Genomic DNA, 22,002 nt, shown 5'->3' with positions numbered 1-22,002 from the left:
TGCGCCGACTCATCGCACCCCGCGCATCAGCCTGAGCACCCACGGACTGAGCAGGGCAAGGAGCACCCCGATCCCGATCGCGATCCCGCCGATGATGCTGAAGTAGATCCCTTCCGGCACTGTCGTGAAGAGCTTGCCGAGCTGGCCGGCCATCGCCGTCCCGAGGGCCACGGACAGGAAGTACAGCGCCACCATCTGCGCCTGGAACGAGCGTGGCGCCAGCTTGGTCGTCACGGACAGCCCGGGAGGCGAGATCAGCAGCTCCGCGACCGTGAAGACGAAGAGGATGCCGATCATGGCCAGCAGCGGCGTGCTGTGCTCCCCTCCACCAGCCCAGAACAGGAACAGGAAGAAGGCGAGTCCCATGAGGACCGTCCCCGCGGCGAACTTGATCGGCGTCGACGGTTGCTTCTCCCCCCACTTCGTCCAGATCGCCGCGAAGACGCCCGAGAGCACGATGATGAAGATCGGGTTGATGGACTGCACCCACGAGACCGGGAACTCCCAGCCGAAGAGATTCCGGTCCAGGCGCTTGTCGGAGTAGATGGTGACCACCGTGAACTGCTGCTGGTAGAGCGTCCAGAACGCCGCATTGGTGATGAACAGCGGGATGAAGGCGAAGAGCCGGCTGCGCTCCTCGGCGTTCAGGAGCTTCGACGTCAGGATGACGGCGAAGTAGGCGATGGCAGCCACGACGGTCACGGCGATCACCCACAGCGCGAGATTGGATGCGTTGATGAGCCCGGTGAGCACCAGAACGACGATCACGACGAGCCCGGCAACCCCGATGCCGATCATCAGCGGGTACCGCGAGCGTTCGAGAGGATGCGGCACCTGCCGCGCCTGGTCGGGGAGCCGCTTCCGGCCGAGCGAGTACTGGATGAGCCCGATCGCCATGCCGACCGCGGCGAGCGCGAAGCCCCAGTGGAAGCCGAGCGTCGACTGCAGCAGTCCGGTGAGGAGGGGTCCGAAGAAGGCGCCCAGGTTGATGCCGAGATAGAAGAGCGAGAATCCGGCATCGCGCCGCGGGTCTTTCTCCGAGTACAGCGTCCCGACGATCCGGGTGGCGTTCGCCTTCAGGCCGCCGCTTCCCAGGGCGACGAACAGAAGGCCCACGAGCACGCCGGCAACACCGGGAATGACGGCAAGCGAGATGTGGCCGGCCATGATGACGACGGCGCTCCAGAACAGCACCCGTTCCGACCCGAACAGCCGGTCGGCGAGCCAGGCGCCGAGGATCGTAGAGAGGTAGACGGCGCCGCCATAGGCACCGACCACACCGGTGGCCGTCGCCTCGTCGATGCCGAGGCCGCCGCGTTCGGCCGAGTAGTACAGGTAGATGAGCAGGATGCCCTGCATGCCGTAGAAGGAGAACCGCTCCCACATCTCGACGCCGAAGATGTTGGCGAGCGCGCGCGGCTGACCGAAGAAGCCGTGGCTGCTGTCGTCGTCGCGTCGCGCTGGTGCGGTGTCCGTTCTGCTCATGGCGACCATGCTCCCACCGCCGATCGCCCGGGTGAACGCCCGGTCGAGGACCGGTGGATAACTTACGCGGCGCCACCATTGTGCAAACGGACGCACAAAACGGTCACTTCCCTGGCTTTCACGCAACGATTCACCATATGCTCGGCCCGTGGACAATCTCGATCGCAGCATCCTCGACCTGCTCCGTCAGAACGCCCGGGCGGGATACGGCGACATCGGTTCCGTCGTCGGGCTCTCGGCCTCAGCCGTGAAGCGCCGCGTGGACCGCCTGGTGGCCGATGGCGTGATCCGCGGGTTCACCATCCAGGTCGATCCCGCGATCGACGGGATGAGCACGGAGGCCTACGTCGAACTGTTCTGCCGGGGCACCGTGTCGCCGGAGGAGTTGCTGCGCATCCTCTCCGCCGTGCCCGAAGTCGTCGACGCGGGCACGGTGACCGGAAGCGCCGACGCCATCGTCCACATCCGCTCGCGCGACATCCCGAGCCTGGAGGCCGCGCTCGAGAAGGTACGGCTCGCCCCGAACGTCGATCACACGCGCAGCGCCATCGTGCTGTCGCGCCTCATCAACCGCGGCAACGCCTGAGCGTCGCGAAACTTCAAGACCCCGCCGCCCGAAGGGATGAGACTGGCGGCATGAGTACGACAGCACGCGCAGACATCCGCATCGACGCGTCCCGCGACCGCCTCTGGGCGGCCCTGACCGACCCGGACACGATCGCCCGCTACCTCTTCGGCAGCCGCGTCTCGACCGATTGGAAGGCGGGCAGCACGATCGTCTATCGCGGCGAGTGGGAAGGCAAGCCCTACGAGGACAAGGGCACCATCCTGGAGATCGTCCCCGGCGAGCGCCTCGTCACCAGCTATTACAGTCCGCTGAGCGGGAAGCCGGACATCCCTGAGAGCTATCAGACCGTCTCGTACCTCCTCGCCGACGACGGCGACGGCACTGTCGTGACGATCACGCAGGACGGCTGCGCCGACGACGCGGAGGCCGAGCGATCGAGCGGCAACTGGCGCATGGTGCTCGACAGCATGAAGTCGGTCGTCGAGCGCGGCTGACCGTCTCCTGCGAGAACGTTCAGCGCGCCGACCCGGCGCGAGGGCACGATCCGAGCACCGGCACGGGGAACAGTGGCACGATGGGCGCATGAAACTGCTCGTTGTCGAAGACGATCCCGACATGGGAGGCCTCGTCCAGCGCGGTCTGGCGGCCGAGGGCTACGACGTCACCCTGGTCACCAATGGCGTCGACGCGCTCATCGCCCTGCGCGGCGACACGTTCTCCGCTGCGGCGATCGACGTGATGCTGCCCGGCATGAGCGGCTTCGAGCTGTGCCGTCACATCCGTGAGGCGTCGAACCCGATGCCCATCCTCCTGCTGACGGCGCGCGATGCAATCGAGGACCGCGTCCACGGCCTCGACTCGGGAGCGGACGACTACCTGACGAAGCCGTTCGCGTTCGCCGAGCTCGCGGCCCGGGTCCGCGCCCTGCTGCGCCGCGAGCCCACGGGGATGCGGCCTCAGGTGAGCGTCGGACGCCTGACGATCGACTCGCACGAGCACCAGGCACTGGTCGCCGGGCACGAGATGCCGTTGAGCCGCCGGGAGTTCACCCTCTTGCGCCTCTTCGCCACCAACCCGGACAAGACGCTGTCGCGCTCCGACATCCTCGAGTCGGTGTGGGGCACCACCGAGAACATCGGCACCAACGTCATCGACCAGTACGTCTCGTACCTCCGGAAGAAGCTGGATGCGGCGGGCGCCGGACTGAACATCGTCACCGAGCGGGGCCGCGGCTACCGTCTCGATGCCCGCAATGCGGTCGACACCAAGCGCCCGACGCCGGGCGGCGACCACGTCCCGAGTAGCCACGACACCGCATCCACCTCGTGAATCGGCTGCGGCGCCTCTCGATCACGGCGCGCATCACGATCGGCAGTCTGATCGTCGCGGCGCTGTTCGGTCTGGTCGCCGTCTTCATCATCCGTGTCGGGGTGTCGTCCATCCTCCACAACGCGACAGTCACTCTCCTGAGTAATGACGTCGCAGCGCCGGTGGAGTCGCTGCCGTCGAAGCCGACGGGTCCGTTCGACCTGCCGGGCGGCGGCCAGGAGCTCGCGATCGTCGCCGAGGACGGCACCATCCTCGCGTCGACCATGCCGCAGGGGCTCGAGGACCGCATCGGGCGGCTGATCGATCAGGGCCGTGAGCCGCGCGAGGTGCAGGTGGGCGACGACCACTATCTCGTCCTCTCGCGCAGCGTCACCACGTCGGACGGCGTGATGCACGTCGTCGCCGCGCGGAACGACGAGACGACCGCGCTCATCCTCGACCGGCTGACGGCAGCCCTGCTCGCGGGCGCCGGTGTGCTGATCCTCGCGTTCGGCGCGGCGTCGTGGCTGCTCGCGCGGGCGGCGCTGCGGCCGGTGAGCCGGATGCGGGAGCAGGCGGATCGCATCGCCGGCTCGACCCCGCAGGAGGCGGCCCTGTTGACGGTCGGGCCGGCCCAGGACGAGTTGTCGGAGCTCGCGACGACGCTCAACGATCTGATCCTGCGCCTCCGTGCGTCGGCGGAACGAGAGCGTCAGATGGTGTCCGACGCCAGCCATGAGCTGCGCACGCCGCTGGCCGTGCTGCGCGGGCAGCTGGAGCTGGCCGAGCTGGATGCGGGGGATCCGAACGCCCTGCTGACCGACATCCGGGCCTCCCACGCGACGGCGATCCGCCTGGCGGCCCTCGCGAACAACCTGCTGGAGCTGTCGCGGATCGAGGCCGGCCCGTCGAGCGGTCGGATCGACTGGCGGACCCTGGTGGACGAGCTGACGGACGCGATCGACCGGGCGCGCCTGCTGGTGAGCAGCGAGGACGAAGCCGCCGGCATCTCGGTCGACTTCGAGTACGACCCCCGACAGCGACCCGACCCGGAAGCACGCATCGCCCTGTCCCCCACCGATTTCGGGCGCATCCTCGACAACCTGCTGGCGAACGCGATCATCGCCATCCGATCCTGTGGCGAAGACCGCCCTGAGGCGACCGTCGTTGCCGCGCTGTCGCTCGCGGACGGCACGGACGGCAGCGAGTCGGTGGTGCTGACGGTCCGGGATTCCGGCCCGGGGATGCCGGAGGAGTTCATCCCCGTCGCCCTGGACCGCTTCACACGCGCCGACGGGTCCCGTACGGGTCAGTCGGGTGGCGGGCTGGGGCTCGCGATCGTTGGCGCGTTGGCGGATGCAGCCGGCGGACGCGTCCGGCTCGCGAACGCCGAGCCCAACGGGCTCACGGTGACGGTGATCCTGCCCCTGCGCCGCGACTGACGGTCGGCGGCCCGACCGTCAGCGTCCCGACGTCAGTGGCCGGACCGGTCCGAGTCCACGCCCGCGTCGGGGCCTTCGTCGAGGGTGTCGAGCGCGCTCAGGTCGTCCGAATCGAGCTCGAAGTCGAACACCGACAGGTTCTCGGCCATGCGCTCTGGGTTGCGCGACTTCGGGATGGCGACGAGCCCGTTCTGCACATGCCAGCGGAGCACGATCTGGCCGGGAGTCCGGCCGTGCTTCTCGGCGAGCCGGGTGAGCGCCGGCTCGGCGAGAAGGTCGCCCGTTCCGCCGATCGGGCTCCACGATTCGGTGACGATGCCGTGCTCACTGTCGTAGGCGCGCTGTTCGCGGCGCGGGATGGCGGGGCTGAGCTGGATCTGGTTCACCGCCGGCGTGACGCCCGTCTCGGCGATCAGGCGGTCGATGTGCGCCGGCTTGAAGTTCGAGACGCCGATGGCGCGCGCCTTGCCGGCGTCGCGCAGGCGGATGAAGGTCTGCCACGTTGAGACGTACTGGTCGCGTTGCGGCAGCGGCCAGTGGATGAGCAGCAGGTCGACGTAGTCGAGCCCGAGACGTGCCAGGCTGTCGTCGAGGCCGGCCACGGCCCGGTCATCGCCCTGATAGGTGCCGTCCAGCTTGGTCGTGACGAACCAGTCCTCGCGAGCGAGGCCGCTCCGTGCGAGCCCTCGCCCGACGCCGACCTCGTTGGCGTACTTGACCGCCGTGTCGACGTGCCGGTAGCCGATCTCGGCGGCGGCGACGATCGCCTTTTCGACCTCGGCGTCGTCCAGCGGCCACGTGCCCAGACCGAGTTGCGGGATGCTGCCGCCACCGGCGAGAGGCAGAGCGGGAATCGAAGGGGTCATGTCGGTCACAGTACGCGCTGCCTTCCACTCGGGGGTGCGGTCGGGGATGGGTCAGAGGATGTCGTCCGACAGGTGCGTCGGGTTGCCGAAGCGGTGGTTCGTGATCGAGATGGCCTGCTCGTGGAGGAACGTGAGCACCTCGACCCTCCCGGACGGCGTGACCGGTCCGCTGTAGACCGCGACGTCGGGGCTGCCGCCCAGAGCCGTCGCGAGCGCTACCGGATCCCCACCGATGAGTCGGATGCGATGGGCCGGGACGCGGTGCGCCCGGATTCGGGACAGCCAGTGAGCGTCGGACTCGACCACGACCTCGATCTCCCGCTCGCGCAGAAGCGCGTGCATCCCCCGCGGCAGCTTCACCGGAGTGCTGACCGAGAACGGCGAGCGTGCCACCGTCCCGGCCGCCATCACGCGGAGCAGTTCGGGCAGCGAGCTGCCCTCGGAGAGCCGGATGGCTACGGGCACCGGCCGGTACCGGAAGAGGTTGCGTTCGACGCCGAGCCCCGAGACGTCCTTCACCCGGTGGTATTCGGTCGCGACGGCGATGGCGTCACTCAGGGCGGACCGCCGGACGAGGTCGAACGACGGATAATCCATCGATGACTGCCCGGACTCGATGAGGTCGGAGACCCGGGTCTCCAAACCCCGGAGGTGCAGGCTCGAGCTCGAGTGCCCGGCCTCGGGGATCCAGCTCCCGAGCCCGAGCAGATAGTTGGGTCCTCCGGCCTTGGTTCCGGCTCCGACGGAGGACCGCTTCCACCCACCGAACGGCTGTCGGCGCACGATGGCACCGGTGATTCCGCGGTTCACGTACAGGTTGCCTGCCTCGACAGTGTCGAGCCAGTGCACGAGCTCGTCCCGGTCGAGAGAGTGCAGCCCGGCGGTGAGCCCGTACTCGACGGCGTTCTGATAGCGGATCGCCTCGTCCAGGTCACGCGCGGTCATGATGCCCAGTACCGGCCCGAAGAACTCCGTCAGGTGGAAGTACGAGCCGGGCTGGACGCCGGTGCGCACTCCGGGGGTCCAGAGCCGCCCGGTGTCGTCGAGGCGGCGCGGTTCGACGAGCCACTCCTCCTCGGCGCCCAGAGTCGTGAGCGCGTGGAGCAGCTTGCCCGACGCCGGCTCGATGAGCGGACCCATCTGGCTGGCCGCATCCTGCGGGTAGCCGACCCGCAGGCTGACCACCGCATCCACGAGCTGGTTGCGGAAGCGTTCGGACTTGGCGACCGAGCCGACCAGGATGACGAGGCTCGCGGCGGAGCACTTCTGACCGGCATGGCCGAAGGCGCTCTTGACGATGTCGGAGACAGCGAGGTCGTAGTCGGCGCTCGGAGTCACGATGATGGCGTTCTTGCCGCTGGTCTCGGCGAGGAGCGGCAGATCCGGACGCCAGGATCGGAACAGCTTCGCCGTCTCGTACGAACCGGTGAGGATGACCCGGTCGACCCGGCGGTCGGCGATCAGCTGCTGGCCGAGCTCGTTCTCGGCGACGTCGACCAAGGCGAGCAGGTGCCGAGGGATGCCGGACTCCCAGAGCGCCTCCACCATCACTGCAGCGGACCGCCGGGCCTGGGGAGCCGGCTTGATGATCACACCGCTCCCAGCGGCGAGCGCGGCCAGCACCGACCCGGCGGGGATGGCGACGGGGAAGTTCCACGGCGGAGCCACAACGGTCAGGGCACTCGGGACGAACTGCGCGCCCTGTACCGCGTCCAGCTCCCGGGCGCGGGTGGCGTAGTAGTGGGCGAAGTCGGCCGCTTCGCTGACCTCCGGGTCCGCTTCCGCGATGGTCTTGCCGGTCTCGGCCGCCATCACCTCGATCAGGCGATCTCGGTTGGCCTCGAGAGCATGCCCGGCGCGGTCGAGGATCGCTGCGCGGTCGTGGCCGGAACGCGCACCCCACTCCCGACCGGCCTCGGCGATCATTCCGAGGATGGCGTCGAGACGTCCCGCGTCCCGGACGGCCGCACCGGCGATGGTCTCCGCGCCGAGGGACGAGGTGGCGGAGCGGGCGAGGATACGCTTGCCCCACGCGCGGTTCGCCGCGCGGGACGGGTCGGTGTCCGGCGCATTCCGGAAGTCGTCGGCCTCAGCCGACGGGACCACCGCGGCGGCAGTGCCGGGCGCCGCAGCCTCGTCCGGCGGAGTCAGCTCGATGCCGCCCGACCCTCGGGTCAGTCCCAGCACCACGCTCGTGAGCCCCTGCTCTTCGGGCGTCACGGGCGCGGCGGGCGCGGGCGGTGCCGGAGGACGCGTGAAGGACGGCGCCGACGCTTCTTCCCACTCGCGCGCGCGATCCTGCTGCCGGTTCGGGACCGGCGCAGTACCGCGCGGCCCGGAGTCGCTCTCGAACTCGGCGACGGACGCGAGGAAGCGCTGCTTCTCACGCTCGAACAGCTCCGGGTCGGAGCCGAGCTGGAACACGGCCGACATGAAGTTCTCGGGACTGGCGTTCTCTTCCAGACGGCGGATCAGGTACGAGATCGCCACGTCGAACTCTCGGGGGTCGACGACCGGGGTGTACAGAAGGAGCTCACCCACCGTGCGCTTGACCGCCTCCGCCTGGGCGGTCGCCATTCCGAGCAGCATCTCGAAGTCGATCCGGGCAGTGACTCCCCGCTTCTGTGCGAGCAGCCAGGCGTACGCGATGTCGAAGAGGTTGTGCCCCGCGATGCCGATCTTGACGGCATCCGTGTGTTCCGGAGTCAGAGCCCAGTCGAGCACCCGCTTGTAGTTCGCGTCGGTCGACTGCTTCGTGCCGTACGTGGCGAGCGGCCAGCCGTGGATCGTTGCATCCACGCGCTCCATCGCGAGGTTCGCTCCCTTGACGACCCGGATCTTGATCGGCGCTCCACCCTGCGCGCGCCGCTGGGTCGACCACTCGGTCAGCGTCTGCAGCGCGTCCAGAGCGTCCGGCAGGTACGCCTGCAGCACGATGCCCGCCTCGAGCCCGAGCAGCTGCGGCTTGCTGAGGATGCTGGTGAAGACCGCCATCGTCAGATCGAGGTCGCGGTACTCCTCCATATCGAGGTTGATGAACTTCGGGGTCGGCGACGCCGCGGCGAACTCGTACAGAGGGCTGAGCCGTTCCACCACGCGCTCGACCGTCTCGTCGAACGCCCACATCGACAGCTGCGACGCGATCGAGGACACCTTGATGGAGACGTAGTCCACGTCGTCCCGGGCGAGAAGGGTCCGGGTCCCCTCAAGCCGCCGAAGCGCCTCCTTCTCGCCGAGCACCGCCTCCCCGAGCAGGTTCAGGTTGAGCCGCGCGCCATGGCCGTCGGGGTCGTCGGGCGACCGGAGCCGCGCGATCGCGGGCCCCAGCTTCTCGGGTGTCGCATCGACCACGAGGTGCCCCACCATCCGCCGCAGCACGCGGCGGGCGATCGGGATCACCACCCAGGGAAGGACCGGACCGAAAACGCCGCCCAGCCAGATCGCGAACCGCATGTACCACGGCAGGAAGGCAGGGATGCGCTTGGCCACCCGCTGCAGGTTGTAGCCGGCGACGAACAGGTCTTGCGGTCGAGCCACGCCGTCGACGAAGCCCACGGCGAAGTCGAGACCGTGCGGGTCGCTGAGCACCCCCGCGAGTCTCTCGGCGGCGGGATCCTGGCGGGGCGCGGTGCCGTCGTCCCCACGCGCGCTCTCGGCGAGCCAGCGCTGCACCAGCTCGACCGCCTCGTGAGCGATCGTCGCCGGGCGCGCCTCGGCGCCATCCGTTGTGTCGACCATGATGACGACACTATTACCCGGCGCTGGGCGGCCCCGGAAGCGACCTGAAGATGTGGAGAACTGACGGTTATCCACCGCGGCTAGAGTCGATTCCATGACCGACCGCTCCCCCTCGTCCACCGCCGCGACGCACGACATCGTGATCGTCGGAGGCGGGCACAACGGCCTCACCGCGGCGGCGTACCTCGCGCGCGCCGGCAAGTCCGTCATCCTGCTCGAACGGCTGGACGAGGTGGGCGGCGCCGCGGTCAGCGCGCAGGCGTTCGCGGGCGTCGAAGCGCGCCTCTCGCGCTACTCCTATCTGGTCAGCCTGCTGCCGCAGCGCATCATCGACGACCTCGGCCTCCACATCCGCCTGGCCCGCCGCCGCTACTCGTCGTACACGCCGGTTCCCGGCGACCCCGACGGCGCGGGACTGCTGATCGACAACACGGACGCGACGGCGACCGCGGCATCCTTCGCCCGAATCGGCGCGGCCGACGACGCGGACGCCTTCGACGGCGTCTACGAGAGCACCGGCGAGCTGGCCCGCGCACTCTGGCCGACCGTGACCGAGCCCCTCCTGACGCGAACGGAGGCGCGGGCGCTGGTCGGCGACGACGAGCTGTGGCAGGCGATCATCGAGCGGCCCATCGGCGAGTTCATCGAATCCCGCCTCCAGAGCGACCTGGTGCGCGGGGTCGTCGCGACCGACGCGCTCATCGGCACCTTCGCCAGCCTCGGCGATCTGGAACTCGCGCAGAACCGGTGCTTCCTCTATCACGTCATCGGCCAGGGGACGGGCGAGTGGGATGTCCCGGTCGGCGGGATGGGCGCCGTCACCGGCGAGCTCGCCCGTGTCGCGCGTGAGGCCGGCGCCCGCATCGTGACCGGCGCGGAGGTGACGAGGATCGATCCGGAGGGGACCGTCGAGTACCGGCGCAACGGCCACGAGCGACGGGTGGTCGGGCGCCACGTGCTCGCCAACGTCGCCCCCGGCGTCCTCGACCGGCTGCTGGGCGAGACCGCAGAGCCGGCCGCTCCGAAGGCCGAGGGCGCCCAGGTGAAGGTCAACCTGCTCCTGAAGCGCCTCCCGCGACTGCGCGACGAGGCGATCGACCCGAAGGCGGCGTTCGGCGGGACCTTTCACATCAACGAGACCTACACACAGCTCGAGGAGGCCTACTCGGGCATGACCCGCGGAGTGATGCCCGACCTCCTCCCCTGCGAGATCTACTGCCACACCCTGGCCGACCCGAGCATCCTCGACCCGGAGCTCGCCGAGACCGGCGCCCAGACCATCACGGTGTTCGGGCTACACACGCCCGACCGTTGGCTCACGGACGAGAACAACGACGCCACCCGGCAGCGGCTTCAGGATGCGGTGCTCGCCTCCCTCAACTCGGTCCTGGCCGAGCCGGTCGAAGACCTCCTGCTGACCGACGCGGACGGCAACCCGTGCATCGAGACGAAGACCACGCGCGACCTCGAGCAGGCGCTCAACATGCCGGGCGGCAACATCTTCCACGGCCCCCTCTCCTGGCCGTTCGCCGAGGACGACGACACCCTCGACACCCCGGCCGAGCGCTGGGGCGTCGCGACGCGGCATGCGCGCATCCTGATGTGCGGGTCCGGCGCGCGGCGTGGTGGCGCGGTGAGCGGACTCGGCGGACACAACGCGGCGATGGCGGTGCTCGAAGGCTGAGAGCACTCGCAAGCCGCCCTCTGCCGATTCCGGGCGTGCGTGACTAGTGTGTGGATCACCAGAGGCTGAGCCGACGGAGGTCATCATGATGCCGCAGCCGACAGGAAGACTGGTCCGCAAGGACGACGGGGTCTACCTCGTCCTCGACCGGATGTTCAAAGCGCCCATCGAGGAGGTGTGGACCTTCTTCAGCCGCTCCCCGCGGCTCGCGGAATGGCTGGGCGAATACAAAGGCACCGGGTCGACCGGGGCGGTCAAGTTCCGTCTGACCGCCGACGGCGACGACGCCGAGTGGCAGGACGTCTCCGTGATGGAGTGCTCGGCGCCGCACCGGCTCCACGCGGACGTCGGAGGAGCGGGCGCATCCCACCGGATGTTCGTGCATCTTCGCGAGGCGAGTGGCCACACCACGGTCACCCTCGGCCGACGGTTGCGGTCGCTCGTGGAGGAGGCGGACTCCGGGCCCCGCTGGGACTACTACCTCGACCGTCTGGTGGCCGCGCACGATCACAAGCCGCTTCCCGAGTGGAGCAGCTACAGCCCCGCGATGACCGATCACTACCGGACGTTGTGCCGCGAACTCGACCGCGACCTGCGGTCGGAGCACACCGCCGCGCGGGCGGGAACGACCGGCTGACCTCAGCTGTTCAGTGCCAGCGGTGCTCCTGCAGCGTCACGCGCGGGCCGCGCCGCTGGAAGCGGAAGCCGCTCGCGAAGATCAGGCGCACGACGCGCTGCCGATGACCGGCCCAGGGCTCAAGCAGTTCGAGCATCCCGTCGTCGTCGACCCGTCGGCCGATGAGCGCTTCACCGACCTGGTGCGCGAGGTGGTAATCGCCGACGCTGACCAGATCGGGGTGGCCGTGAGAGCGCTGAAGCGTCTCCGCCGCCGTCCACAGGCCGACGCCGGGGATGGTCTGCAGCACCGTCTCCGCCTCGGCGAGGGTCGACGCCCTGTCGGTCGCACGTTCGAGGGACGGCGCCACGGCGAGCACCGCCTGCACTGCTCGCGCCCGGCGAGGATCGACACCTGCGCGGTGCCACTCCCACGACGGGATGCCGCGCCACTGCTCGAGTGTCGGCGTGACACGCATCCCCTCCGGAGCAGGACCCGGTGCGGGCTCGCCGTACCAGCGGAGGAGCCGTGACCACGAACGGTAGGCCTCGATGCTGGTCACGCGCTGCTCGATGATGGCGGGGATGAGCGCCTCCAGCATCCGGCCGGTCCGCGCCAGCCGCAGACCCGGATTGCGGTGCAGGCTGTCGCGGAGCAGGGGATGACGCGCGACGTCGAGCCCCGACCAGTCGTCGTCCCGGCCGAGCAGGCTCGGAACGGCATCGATCGCCCATTCCGCTCCCGGCCCCCACGCGGCGGCCGAGACGTCGCCGCCGGACACCCGATGGATGCGCAGAGTCGCCGCGCCCATCGGCGTACGCCAGGTGCGCCACATCCCCCGCAGGTCCCACGTCGTGGTGGGGTCGTACGGACCACGACCGAGCGGCGCGAGCGTCCCCGAGAGATCGAGCGTCCCGGCCGGCCGGTACACCGTCTCGGCGTCCGGCGCCGATGCCGCGGCGCGCGCCGCCGCACCCGCCGCTGACGCGGGAGCGGAGGGCAGGACGGCGGACATGCTCGAATGCTACGTCACGCACCTGACACCGACCCGTCACGAAGATGGGGTTCCCTCATGTCGGTGGCCTCCCCTACATTTCCCCCATGGGAATCGAACTCGACACGAACGCTGTCGCGCGCCTGCGCGACGCCATCAGCGGCACCGTCTACGTCCGAGGCGACGAGGGCCTCGCGGCGGAGGTCGCCTGCTTCAACCCGGCGATCCGCCACGATCCGGACATCGTGGTCGCTGTCGAATCCGAGGACGACGTCGCGGAGGCTGTGCGCTTCGCCCGGGAAGCCGGAGTCCCGGTGCGCGTACAGGCGACCGGCCACGGCGCGGAGGCACCGATCGTCGGGGGCATGATCGTCTCGACGCGCGGCCTCGACGGGCTCTCCATCGACCCCGCGTCCCGGCTGGCCCGCATCGGCGCAGGCCTGCACTGGGCGCCGGTGATCGTCGCCGCGGCCGAGCACGGACTGGCTCCGGTCACCGGCTCGTCGACCAGCGTCGGTGCGGTCGGCTACACCCTGGGCGGCGGGGTCGGACCGCTCGTCCGCCGCTACGGCTTCACCAGCGACTGGGTGCGCGGGTTCCGTGTCGTCACCGCGGACGGCGAGCTGGTCACCGCCGACCGCGAGACGAATCCAGACCTCTTCTGGGCGCTCCGTGGTGGCAAGGGCGGGCTGGCCATCGTCACCGAGATGACCCTGGAGCTGGTGGAGCTGCGCTCGCTCTACGGCGGCAGCGTGTTCTTCGAAGGCGGGGCCATCGAGCCGGCGTTGCGCGCCTGGGTCGACTGGTCGGCGGAGCTGCCGGACGAGGCGACCACCTCGGTGGTGCTTCTCAACGTGCCGGACGTGGACGGACCGCCTCCCTTCCTGCGCGGCCGCACACTCCTCAGCGTCCGGTTCGCCTACCCGGGTGATCCGGCCGAGGGCGAGCGGCTCTTCGCTCCCATCCGGGCGGCGGCCCCGGTCTCCCTCGACTTCGTGGCCGAGATGCCGACCACCGCCGTTGCGAGCATCCACAGCGATCCCGAGGAGGGCGGTCCGACCTGGATCCGTGGACTCATGCTCGACTCCTTCGACCAGGACTCGGCCGACGTGATCCTCGAACTCGCTGGGCCGGGGTCCGGATCGCCATTCGTCGCGACCGAGATCCGCCAACTGGGCGGAGCGACCGCACGCGACACGGAGGACGGCAGCTCGGTCGGCGGCCGGGACAGCGGCTACACGCTCAGCCTGATCGCGGGCGATCCGTCGAGTTTCGCCGACGCCGCACCCGCCCGTGCCCAGGCGATCGCCGAGGCGTTGCAGGACACGGTCTCCGCGATCACCAACGTCAACTTCGCGGGCGACCTTTCAGACCGTGCTGCGTTCGAGAGGGTGTGGCCGCCGGTGATCTCGGAACGGCTCGAGGTCGTCCGTCGTCAGTGGGATCCCGACCGCGTCTTCGCGTTCGGGCCGGCCTGACCGGCGGCCCGGTCCGCGGGCGTCACTCGCTCCAGATGCTCGGCGCCTCGACGCGCGTCGACGGGAGGGCCGCATCCGCTCCCCAGGCACGCAGCCACTCGGGGACGGTGACATCGGTCGGCGACGGGCCGACGGCCTCCAGCAGTTCGTCGATCGTGACGATGCCGCCGCCGCGCTTGAGGAAGCGCCCGCGGATGAACGCCTGCGTGTAGATCTCGCCGTCGACGGTGAACCTCTGCTCGACGTAGACGGCCTTCTCGTCGAAGCCGAGGATGCGCGACTCGACGACGAACGGCTGCCACAGCTCCAGCGACTTGCGGAAGGAGATGGTCTCCGACGCGACGACCGGGTACCAGCCGCGCTTCTTGAAGATGGCCCAGACGCCATTGCGCATCAACAGGTCGAAGCGGCCGATGTCGGCGATGGACAGGTACACGCCGTTGTTCATGTGCTTCAGGATGTCGAGGTCCGTCGGCAGGACGCGGAACTTCGTGCGCGCCACATCCCAGTGGCCGAGCCGCGCTCCGAATCGGGAGATGATCGCGTGAAGCATCGTCCGAAAGATCATGTGCACGGCGATCATGTTAGTGATCCGCCACCGCAACGGCGCATTCGTTGTGCGATGTCTCCAAGCACCGGTCGGCCGGGGTGGATGCGGCTTGTGCGCTCCGCATCACATCGACGGGATGAGATCAGCTGATGCGAAGGCTGGCGATGCAACCGTCCCGCAGCTGGAACTCCATCGGGCCCGTCCCGTTGAATCCGTTGCCCGTCACCGTCAGGGTGACGATCCAGGTGCCGGGCGAGCCTTCGTGGGCGTCGACGAGCTCGAAGTGCGACTTCACGCCGATGTTGTCGGTGCTGTCCCAGCTCCGCACACCGGCGTGGCCATGGAACTCCCGACCCCAGTCGTTCAGGTAGGCGTCGTCGGTGAAAGTGTCGACGAACGCGGCGGAATCGCCCTCGTTGGTCGTGTCGATGAACCGCTGGATGGGTTCGGGCAGTCCGTCCTGCGCCATGGCTGTCTCCTGTCTTCGTCGGTGGGTCCGAGCAGAATCTCAGCACGTTCAGCGCGGCAGCGGAACCTCCACGATGCTCGTGCCCGCCGGCGGTGCGGAGAGCGCCTGGTCGAGCTCGCCCTTGGTGCGGGCGACGGCGTGGTGCCAGCCATAGGCTTTCGCGAGCGCCGAGATGTCGACCGCCTGGGGCGTGTAGAGGACGCGGTCGAAGGCGTCGGAGCTGGCGGTGGCGGCGACCTCCAGCCCGTCGAAGATCGTGCCGCCGCCGTCGTTGCCCACGATGACCTGCAGGTGCGGGCGTGTCTCCCCCGCGCCAAAGAGCAGTGAACCGACGTCGTGCAGCAGTGCCAGGTCACCCAGCAGAACACGGGTGACTCCGCTCGGGGTGCCGGCCGCGCGTGCCGCTGTCTGGCTCGCGAGCGCGATCCCGGTCGCCGTGGCGATGGTTCCGTCGATGCCGGCGAGCCCGCGGTTGGCGTGCACGACGATCTTCTTGCCCGGCACGATGCGGTCCACGTCCCGGATGAGGCGGGATGCGCCGAGTACCAGCCGGTCGTGCGGCCAGGTGTAGCGCCAGACCGCCTCCGCGAGCAGTGCGCGCGTGATCGGAGCCCTGATGGCCGCGAGTTCGGCGGAGGCGAAGGCGAGGGCGTCGGCCGGATTGAACGAGCGGGCCTTCTCCACATCCGGTGCGACCGCGGCGGGGTCCGCTTCGCGTTCCGCGAGCTCGGCGATGCGCCGGCTGGCGAACACCCACCGGCCGACCCATCCCCTGACCTCTGGCGAGCGGACGTCGATCGTCTCGGCGGCCCGGACCCCGCCGACGATGCGCGCCCGGTGCCCGGGGTTGTACGCCTGCGCCCCGGTGGGAGCGACGACGACGACCTCCACATCGTCACGGGTGAGCAACGCCGGCACTTCCCTGCTGAGCGTGGGATGCCCGAACACGATCGCCCGCTCGACGGCACCGCCGAACGTGTCGTCGCTCAGCAGCTCCCGGTACGACACGACGAGGTTCGGTCCGAAGTGGGCGCCGCTGGAGACCTCGGCCAGGAGCGGGAACCCGCCGTCGCGGGCGAATTCCTCGGCCATCGGCCCCGCGTCGGCGCCCGCGACGACGACGGTCTTCGGTCCGCCCCCGACCGAGACGACCTCGCGTCCGAGCGCGTCCGGCCCGGCGGTCACGGGCAGCGTGCCCGCGATCGGTTCGGGCAGCGGCGGGACGGCCACGGAGAGCGGTTCGCGGAACGCGACGTTCAGGTGGACCGGCCCGGGATCCGCGGTGTCGGCGCCGACTGCTGCGCGGACCGCCGCTGCACCAAGGGCGGACGCGCGATCGGCCTCTCCTGGCTCACCCGTCGGCGCGTCCACATCGTCCGACCAGTGGACAGCGGATGCGTAGAGACCGTCCTGCTGCGTGGTCTGGTTCGAGCGGATGCCGCGGAGCTCCTCCGGTCGATCACCCGTGACGATGACCAGCGGGATGCCGGCCTCGTGCGCTTCGAGGACGGCCGGGTGCAGGTTCGCGGTGGCGGTGCCGCTCGTGGTGACGACCACGGCGGGCGCACCGGTCTCGCGGGCCAGCCCCAGGGCGAGGAAGCCGCCGGAGCGCTCGTCGATGCGCACGTGCAGCCGCGCGGAGCCGGATCGCTCGAGCTCGGCCGCGGCGAGCGCGAGCGCCTGCGACCGGGAACCCGGGCTCACGACCAGGTCACGCACACCGTTTCGTACGAGGGCGCTCAGAAGCGCCAGCGAGAAGTCCGTCGCCGGATTCCCGGTGACCGCGCTGCCGCTGACGGCGCTCATGCCCGGATCGACCGGACTCGTGCCGACCGAGGTGACGTCGCCCGCGTGCGGGCGGTCACCCATCCCGGCGGCCGGTCTGATCGTTGTCGGGACCGTTGTCGTCCAGCTCGGCGAGCTCCTTCTCGAGCTGCCGGATGCGCTCCTCCTGGTCGTGGTCCATCCGGAGCTTGCCCAGGAATTCGGGGTCGTCGTCCGGTGCGCTCACGCGACGCGCGAGGTCCGCCTTCCGACGGCCCCGGCCTATCAGGAACCAGAGGATCCCGCCGATGACCGGGAACAGGATGATGACGAGCAGCCACACGGGCTTCGGAAGGCCACGCACACGAGAACGGTCGAACAGGGCGCAGTCTGCCACCGAATAGATGTAGAACACCACGGCTGCGACGCCGAGGGCTATCCAGAGGCGAACCATGGGTCAATCGTAACTCTCAGAGACGCTCTCTAAGCTGGGAGGGTGAAGCGGATTCCCTCTTGGATCACCTACACCGTGCTGCGCCTTCTGGTGTTCGCGGTGCCGCTCGTGATCCTGCTTCTGGTGGGCATCGTCTGGTGGCTCGCCGTCATCGCGGCCGCGCTGATCGGACTGTGCCTCTCGTACATCTTCCTGAGCCGTCCGCGCAACGCGGTGTCGTCCGATCTGTATGCGGTCCGTCACCGCGAGAAGCCGGTGCGGTCGGAGGACGACGACGTCGAGGACGCGGCGGTCGACAACGCGGCGGTCGACAACGCGGCGGTCGACAACGCTGAGGCCGACGAGGCCACGGTCGACAACGCCACCGCCGAGCCGCAGGAGCGCAAGCGGGACTGACGCCGCGCGTCAGAACGCGTACGCAGCGCCGAGGGCGATCCCCACCAGTAGACCCGTGAGACTCGTCAACTGCAACGCGGTGATGAGCTCGCGCGGCGTACGGCTGAAGAGTGTGATCACACAGGCGGGCAGCGCCGCGAGGAGGGCGAACATCCCGTACCAGGCGAACGGGTAGAACACGGCCAGCACCGCGAGGATGCCGAAGGGCACCAACAGCAGCACGCAGAACACGATGCGGGATGCGACCCGGCCGAGCAGGACCGCGAGCGTCCGCTTACCTGCCAGCTTGTCCGGTTCGATGTCGCGGATGTTGTTCACCATGAGGACGGCACACGCGATGAGACCGGCGATCACCCCGCCGTACCAGGCCTCCTGGTTGACGAGGCCGGCAAGCATGTAGGTCGTTCCGGCCGTGGCGACGAGCCCGAAGAAGACGAAGACGAAGACCTCGCCGAGACCGTAATACCCGTAGGGCCGCTTGCCGCCGGTGTAGAACCACGCCGCCGCAATGGCGGCAGCGCCGACGATCAGGACCCACCAGTACTGCGTCAGGATCACCAGGATGAGACCGGCGACGGCCGCGAGGCCGAAGAAGGTGAGGGCGACGATCAGCACAGCGCGCGGTGTCGCCTTGCCGGACCCGGTGAGGCGCCCCGGTCCGACCCGGAACTCGTCCGTTCCCCGGACGCCGTCCGAGTAGTCGTTGGCGTAGTTGACGCCGATCTGCAGCAGGACGGCGACGGCGAGACACAGCAACGCCCGGACCGGGTGCCAGACGCCCGGCCCCTCGGCGACCTTCGCGGCGCCGACACCGATCAGGACCGGTGCGATGGCGAGCGGAAGGGTGCGGAGGCGCGCGCCGGCGATCCAGTCGGCGGTCGTCGCGGGCTTCGCGGGAGCGGAGGCGGCTCCGGGACGTCGACTTCGGCCGCCGCGCGGCCCGCGGGAGGTCTGCGGCGCCATGCGCTCCATGCGGGGCTTGTTCTGACTCATCACAGAGCGAATTGTAACGACACGGGCTATGCCTCCAGCGCAGCGGCCAGCCGCGCGAGCGCGACCCGATCCGGCTTGCCGCTGTCCAGCCGGGGAAGACGGTCCACTTCGACGATCCGGGCCGGCGCAGCCGCACGCCCCAGACGCTCTCTGACGGCACGGCGCAGCACCTCGAGCGTCGCCGAGGATGTCGCCTCGCCACTCACCTCGACAACCACCACGGGCACCTGTCCCCAGCGTGCATCCTCCGCCGCGACCACGACGGCCTCGTGAAGCCCAGGGTGTTCGCGCACCGCCCGCTCGACCGCGTCGAGCAGCACCTTCTCGCCGCCGGAGATGATCACGTTGTCCGCTCGACCCAGCACCGTCACGCGTCCGGCGTCATCCACGGAGCCGAGGTCGCCCGTCCGGTACCAGCGAGCATCGTCCGCCTCGTGGAATGCGGCCGCGGTCCGATCGGGATCGCCCAGGTACCCTTCCGCGAGCATTGGCCCGGAGATCTCCAGCTGTCCGTCCACTGTGCGCACGACCGCCGTCCCGATCGGGACCCCATCGTACACGCACCCGCCCGCGGTCTCGCTCGAACCGTAGGTGCTCACGATGCGCGCTCCGATCGCCTCCGCGCGCTCGCGCAGCTGCGTCGAGAGCGCCTGTCCGCCGACCAAGATGCCGTCGAACCGCCGCAATGCGTCCGCCACGGTGCGGGAACCCGCTTCCGCCGCTTCCACGAGCCGCGCCAATTGGACCGGGACGAGCGACGTGAAGCGCAGGTCGTGGTCGAGCTCCTGGGCGAGGGATGCGAACCGTTCCGCCTCGAAGTGCCCTCCACCGTAGAGGATGGGCTCGGTCTCGGCGGCGAGCGATCTCACAAGCACCTGCGCGCCGGCCACGTAGTGCGTGGGGAGCGCCAGCAGCCACTGACCTTGTCCACCGAGAGTACTCGCGGACGCAGCCGCGCTCGCCAGCAGGGCATCCGCGGAGAGGGCGACCCGCTTCGGCACACCCGTCGATCCGGACGTCTCGATCACGAGCGCCACGTTCTGCGCGACGCGCTCTCCCGCACTCGGCCACGGCTCCGGTGCTGCCCCAGGCTCCGGCACTGATCGAGTGCCGGAGGGAGCACTGCGAGGAACGACCGCCGCACCCCCGGCGGTCAGCGCCTCCCGCAAGGCGACAAACACCTCCTCCGGACGCGACGCATCGACGACGCGGAGCTCTCGGGTCATCTCGCTGCCTCAGTACTGCCAGGGGAACGGCGACCAGTCCGGCTCCCGCTTCTCCAGGAACGCGTCGCGGCCTTCGACCGCCTCGTCCGTCCCGTAGGCGAGCCGTGTCGCCTCCCCCGCGAACAGCTGCTGGCCCACCAGCCCGTCATCGACCGCATTGAAGGCGTACTTGAGCATCCGGATGGCGGTGGGCGACTTCGTCAGGATCTCGTTCGCCCATTCGACCGCCACGGACTCCAACTCCTCGTGCGGAACGACCGCGTTGACGGCGCCGCGCTCATACGCCCGTTGCGCCGAGTACTCCCGCGCCAGGAAGAACACCTCCCGACCGAACTTCTGGCCGACTTGCCGCGCAAAGTAAGCGGAGCCGTAACCCGCGTCGAAGGACCCCACATCGGCATCCGTCTGCTTGAACCGGCCGTGCTCCGCGCTCGCGATCGTGAGATCGCACACGACATGCAGCGAGTGCCCGCCGCCGGCAGCCCACCCGGGGACCACCGCGATCACGACCTTCGGCATGAAGCGGATCAGGCGCTGCACCTCCAGAATGTGCAATCGGCCGCCGCGGGCGGCGTCGATGGAGGACGCCGTCTCACCCTCCGCATACTTGTAGCCGTCGCGCCCCCGGATCCGCTGGTCGCCGCCCGAGCAGAACGCCCAGCCGCCGTCTTTCGGGCTCGGACCGTTGCCGGTCAGGAGCACCACACCGATCCGGGGATTGGTGCGGGCGTCTTCCAGCACCGCATAGAGCTCGTCGACCGTGCGCGGGCGGAAGGCGTTCCGCACCTCCGGGCGGTCGAACGCCACCCGTGCGATCCTCCCGCTGACGTCGTGATGGTAGGTGATGTCGGTGAGGCCATCGAAGCCGGTGACCTCGCGCCATACCTCCGGGTCGAAGAGTTCTGAGACGTCCGCTTGCATGGATCCAGCCTACGGTTCGCCGTCCCGCGCCGACCGGCTCGTGCAAAACTTGTGGAATGGTGCCGGACCTCGCCGACCTGTTGGCAACTTCACGCGTGGTCTCGCTCCCGATGACCACCCGCTTCCGCGGGATCACGGTGCGCGAGGCGGTGCTCATCGAGGGCCCATTCGGGTGGACGGAGTTCTCGCCGTTCGTCGAATACGACGACGAGGAAGCGACCTCCTGGCTGCGGGCGGCGATCGACTTCGGCTGGAGGGCGACGCCCACGCCTCTCCGGGACCGCATCCCGGTGAACGCCACGGTCCCGGCCGTCGCCGCCGACGAGGTGCCGACTGTGCTCGCTCGGTTCCCCGGCGCCCGGACCGCGAAGGTCAAGGTCGCCGAACGCGGCCAGACCCTGGCCGACGATGTCGCGCGGGTGCAGGCGGTCCGCGAGGTGCTCGGCCCCGAGGGCCGCGTGCGCGTCGACGCCAACACGCTCTGGAACCTCGATGAGGCGGAGCACGCCATCCATGCCCTCGCGCCCTTCGATCTCGAATACGTGGAGCAGCCGTGCGCGACCGTCGACGAGCTCGCCGAACTGCGAGGTCGCATCCACTACATGGGCATTCCGATCGCGGCGGATGAGAGCGTGCGGAAGGCCGCCGATCCACTCGCGGTCGCCCGGGCGGGAGCGGCCGACATCGTCATCGTGAAGGCGCAGCCCTTGGGCGGGGTGCATGCGGCGCAGCGCATCGTCGCCGAGGCGGGGCTTCCGGCGGTGGTCTCCAGCGCCCTCGACACCTCGGTGGGAATCGCCATGGGAGCGCACCTGGCGGCGGCGCTTCCCGAGCTGGAGTTCGACTGCGGGCTCGGAACGGTCGCCCTGTTCGAGCAGGATGTCGCCGACGAACCGCTTCTTCCGGTGGACGGGAGCATCCCGGTCATTCGTCCGAGCGTGTCATCCACGCGACTGGACCAGCTGCAGGCCGACCCCGAGCGCACCGGATGGTGGCTCGACCGCCTCGCACGGTGTCACCGCCTCCTCGAGCGCGGAATCGCACTCTGAT

20 protein-coding genes are annotated in these 22,002 nt (G+C 69.6%); 9 read left to right on the top strand and 11 right to left on the bottom strand.

Annotated features, from left to right (window positions below; all coding sequences use genetic code 11):
* Positions 1-9 precede the first annotated feature (9 nt).
* Positions 10-1,494: a peptide MFS transporter gene (locus ABIC47_RS10950; RefSeq protein WP_502910237.1), complete on the bottom strand. Its 1,485-nt coding sequence runs from the start codon at positions 1,492-1,494 to the stop codon at positions 10-12.
* A gap of 139 nt (positions 1,495-1,633) precedes the next feature.
* On the opposite strand from ABIC47_RS10950, the gene ABIC47_RS10945 reads away from it, so the two are divergent.
* From ABIC47_RS10945 to ABIC47_RS10930, 4 genes are all read left to right on the top strand, one after another.
* Positions 1,634-2,071, top strand: a complete 438-nt coding sequence (locus tag ABIC47_RS10945) for an Lrp/AsnC family transcriptional regulator (RefSeq protein ID WP_018189220.1) — start codon at positions 1,634-1,636, stop codon at positions 2,069-2,071.
* Between the two features lie 50 nt (positions 2,072-2,121).
* Entirely contained in the window at positions 2,122-2,547 is a 426-nt protein-coding gene (locus ABIC47_RS10940) for an SRPBCC family protein (RefSeq protein ID WP_354480324.1), read from the top strand.
* 88 nt (positions 2,548-2,635) lie between these two features.
* Entirely contained in the window at positions 2,636-3,382 is a 747-nt protein-coding gene (locus ABIC47_RS10935; RefSeq protein WP_354480321.1) for a response regulator transcription factor, read from the top strand.
* Positions 3,379-4,803, top strand: a complete 1,425-nt coding sequence (locus ABIC47_RS10930; RefSeq protein WP_354480319.1) for a sensor histidine kinase — start codon at positions 3,379-3,381, stop codon at positions 4,801-4,803. Before ABIC47_RS10935 ends, ABIC47_RS10930 begins: the two co-directional genes overlap by 4 nt.
* A gap of 32 nt (positions 4,804-4,835) precedes the next feature.
* On the opposite strand, the gene ABIC47_RS10925 is transcribed toward ABIC47_RS10930, so the two are convergent.
* Both ABIC47_RS10925 and ABIC47_RS10920 read right to left on the bottom strand, forming a co-directional pair.
* The gene (locus ABIC47_RS10925) at positions 4,836-5,669 is read right to left on the bottom strand and encodes an aldo/keto reductase (RefSeq protein WP_354480317.1); all 834 of its coding nucleotides are present in this window, start codon (positions 5,667-5,669) and stop codon (positions 4,836-4,838) included.
* A gap of 51 nt (positions 5,670-5,720) precedes the next feature.
* Positions 5,721-9,407, bottom strand: a complete 3,687-nt coding sequence (locus ABIC47_RS10920; protein WP_354480314.1) for a proline dehydrogenase family protein — start codon at positions 9,405-9,407, stop codon at positions 5,721-5,723.
* Positions 9,408-9,501: 94 nt separating this feature from the next.
* On the opposite strand from ABIC47_RS10920, the gene ABIC47_RS10915 reads away from it, so the two are divergent.
* Complete coding sequence (locus ABIC47_RS10915) at positions 9,502-11,091, top strand: phytoene desaturase family protein (RefSeq protein ID WP_354480311.1); 1,590 nt, start codon at positions 9,502-9,504, stop codon at positions 11,089-11,091.
* 85 nt (positions 11,092-11,176) lie between these two features.
* Positions 11,177-11,728, top strand: a complete 552-nt coding sequence (locus ABIC47_RS10910) for an SRPBCC domain-containing protein (RefSeq protein ID WP_018189213.1) — start codon at positions 11,177-11,179, stop codon at positions 11,726-11,728.
* A gap of 10 nt (positions 11,729-11,738) precedes the next feature.
* Here the strand turns inward: ABIC47_RS10910 and ABIC47_RS10905 are convergent, their stop codons facing one another.
* Positions 11,739-12,722: a DNA-3-methyladenine glycosylase family protein gene (locus ABIC47_RS10905; protein ID WP_354480309.1), complete on the bottom strand. Its 984-nt coding sequence runs from the start codon at positions 12,720-12,722 to the stop codon at positions 11,739-11,741.
* An 86-nt stretch (positions 12,723-12,808) separates the two neighbouring features.
* Here ABIC47_RS10905 and ABIC47_RS10900 point away from each other — a divergent pair, with 86 nt between their 5' ends.
* Positions 12,809-14,179 (top strand): FAD-binding oxidoreductase, encoded by a 1,371-nt coding sequence (locus ABIC47_RS10900; protein ID WP_354480306.1) that lies wholly within the window; start codon positions 12,809-12,811, stop codon positions 14,177-14,179.
* A 22-nt stretch (positions 14,180-14,201) separates the two neighbouring features.
* Here ABIC47_RS10900 and ABIC47_RS10895 read toward each other — a convergent pair whose 3' ends face one another.
* The 4 genes from ABIC47_RS10895 to ABIC47_RS10880 all read right to left on the bottom strand — a co-directional run bounded on the left by ABIC47_RS10895 (position 14,202) and on the right by ABIC47_RS10880 (position 17,416).
* A complete protein-coding gene (locus ABIC47_RS10895) occupies positions 14,202-14,762 on the bottom strand; it encodes an acyl-CoA thioesterase (protein WP_018189210.1) in 561 nt (186 codons plus the stop codon).
* A gap of 109 nt (positions 14,763-14,871) precedes the next feature.
* Positions 14,872-15,198, bottom strand: coding sequence for a nuclear transport factor 2 family protein (locus ABIC47_RS10890; RefSeq protein ID WP_354480303.1), 327 nt, complete (start codon positions 15,196-15,198; stop codon positions 14,872-14,874).
* Between the two features lie 48 nt (positions 15,199-15,246).
* Positions 15,247-17,067: a 2-succinyl-5-enolpyruvyl-6-hydroxy-3-cyclohexene-1-carboxylic-acid synthase gene (menD, locus tag ABIC47_RS10885; RefSeq protein ID WP_354480301.1), complete on the bottom strand. Its 1,821-nt coding sequence runs from the start codon at positions 17,065-17,067 to the stop codon at positions 15,247-15,249.
* Positions 17,060-17,416 carry a PLD nuclease N-terminal domain-containing protein gene (locus ABIC47_RS10880; protein WP_020076048.1) on the bottom strand — a complete coding sequence of 119 codons (357 nt, stop codon included), beginning with the start codon at positions 17,414-17,416 and terminating at the stop codon, positions 17,060-17,062. Before ABIC47_RS10880 ends, menD begins: the two co-directional genes overlap by 8 nt.
* A gap of 42 nt (positions 17,417-17,458) precedes the next feature.
* Here ABIC47_RS10880 and ABIC47_RS10875 point away from each other — a divergent pair, with 42 nt between their 5' ends.
* The gene (locus ABIC47_RS10875; RefSeq protein WP_354480298.1) at positions 17,459-17,812 is read left to right on the top strand and encodes a DUF4229 domain-containing protein; all 354 of its coding nucleotides are present in this window, start codon (positions 17,459-17,461) and stop codon (positions 17,810-17,812) included.
* Between the two features lie 9 nt (positions 17,813-17,821).
* Here ABIC47_RS10875 and ABIC47_RS10870 read toward each other — a convergent pair whose 3' ends face one another.
* The 3 genes from ABIC47_RS10870 to ABIC47_RS10860 are packed head-to-tail and all read right to left on the bottom strand — an operon-like array spanning position 17,822 to position 20,952.
* Positions 17,822-18,805, bottom strand: coding sequence for a 1,4-dihydroxy-2-naphthoate polyprenyltransferase (locus ABIC47_RS10870; RefSeq protein WP_354480295.1), 984 nt, complete (start codon positions 18,803-18,805; stop codon positions 17,822-17,824).
* Between the two features lie 26 nt (positions 18,806-18,831).
* A complete protein-coding gene (locus ABIC47_RS10865) occupies positions 18,832-20,031 on the bottom strand; it encodes an AMP-binding protein (protein ID WP_354480292.1) in 1,200 nt (399 codons plus the stop codon).
* 9 nt (positions 20,032-20,040) lie between these two features.
* Complete coding sequence (locus ABIC47_RS10860) at positions 20,041-20,952, bottom strand: 1,4-dihydroxy-2-naphthoyl-CoA synthase (RefSeq protein ID WP_020076052.1); 912 nt, start codon at positions 20,950-20,952, stop codon at positions 20,041-20,043.
* 56 nt (positions 20,953-21,008) lie between these two features.
* Here ABIC47_RS10860 and ABIC47_RS10855 point away from each other — a divergent pair, with 56 nt between their 5' ends.
* The gene (locus ABIC47_RS10855; RefSeq protein ID WP_354480289.1) at positions 21,009-22,001 is read left to right on the top strand and encodes an o-succinylbenzoate synthase; all 993 of its coding nucleotides are present in this window, start codon (positions 21,009-21,011) and stop codon (positions 21,999-22,001) included.
* The last annotated feature ends 1 nt before the right edge of the window (position 22,002 follow it).

It is taken from the genome of Leifsonia sp. 563 (genome assembly GCF_040545055.1).
GTDB lineage: Bacteria > Actinomycetota > Actinomycetes > Actinomycetales > Microbacteriaceae > Leifsonia.
The sequence above is the reverse complement of the archived record's forward strand: the minus strand, read 5'-3'. Positions and strand labels throughout refer to the sequence as shown.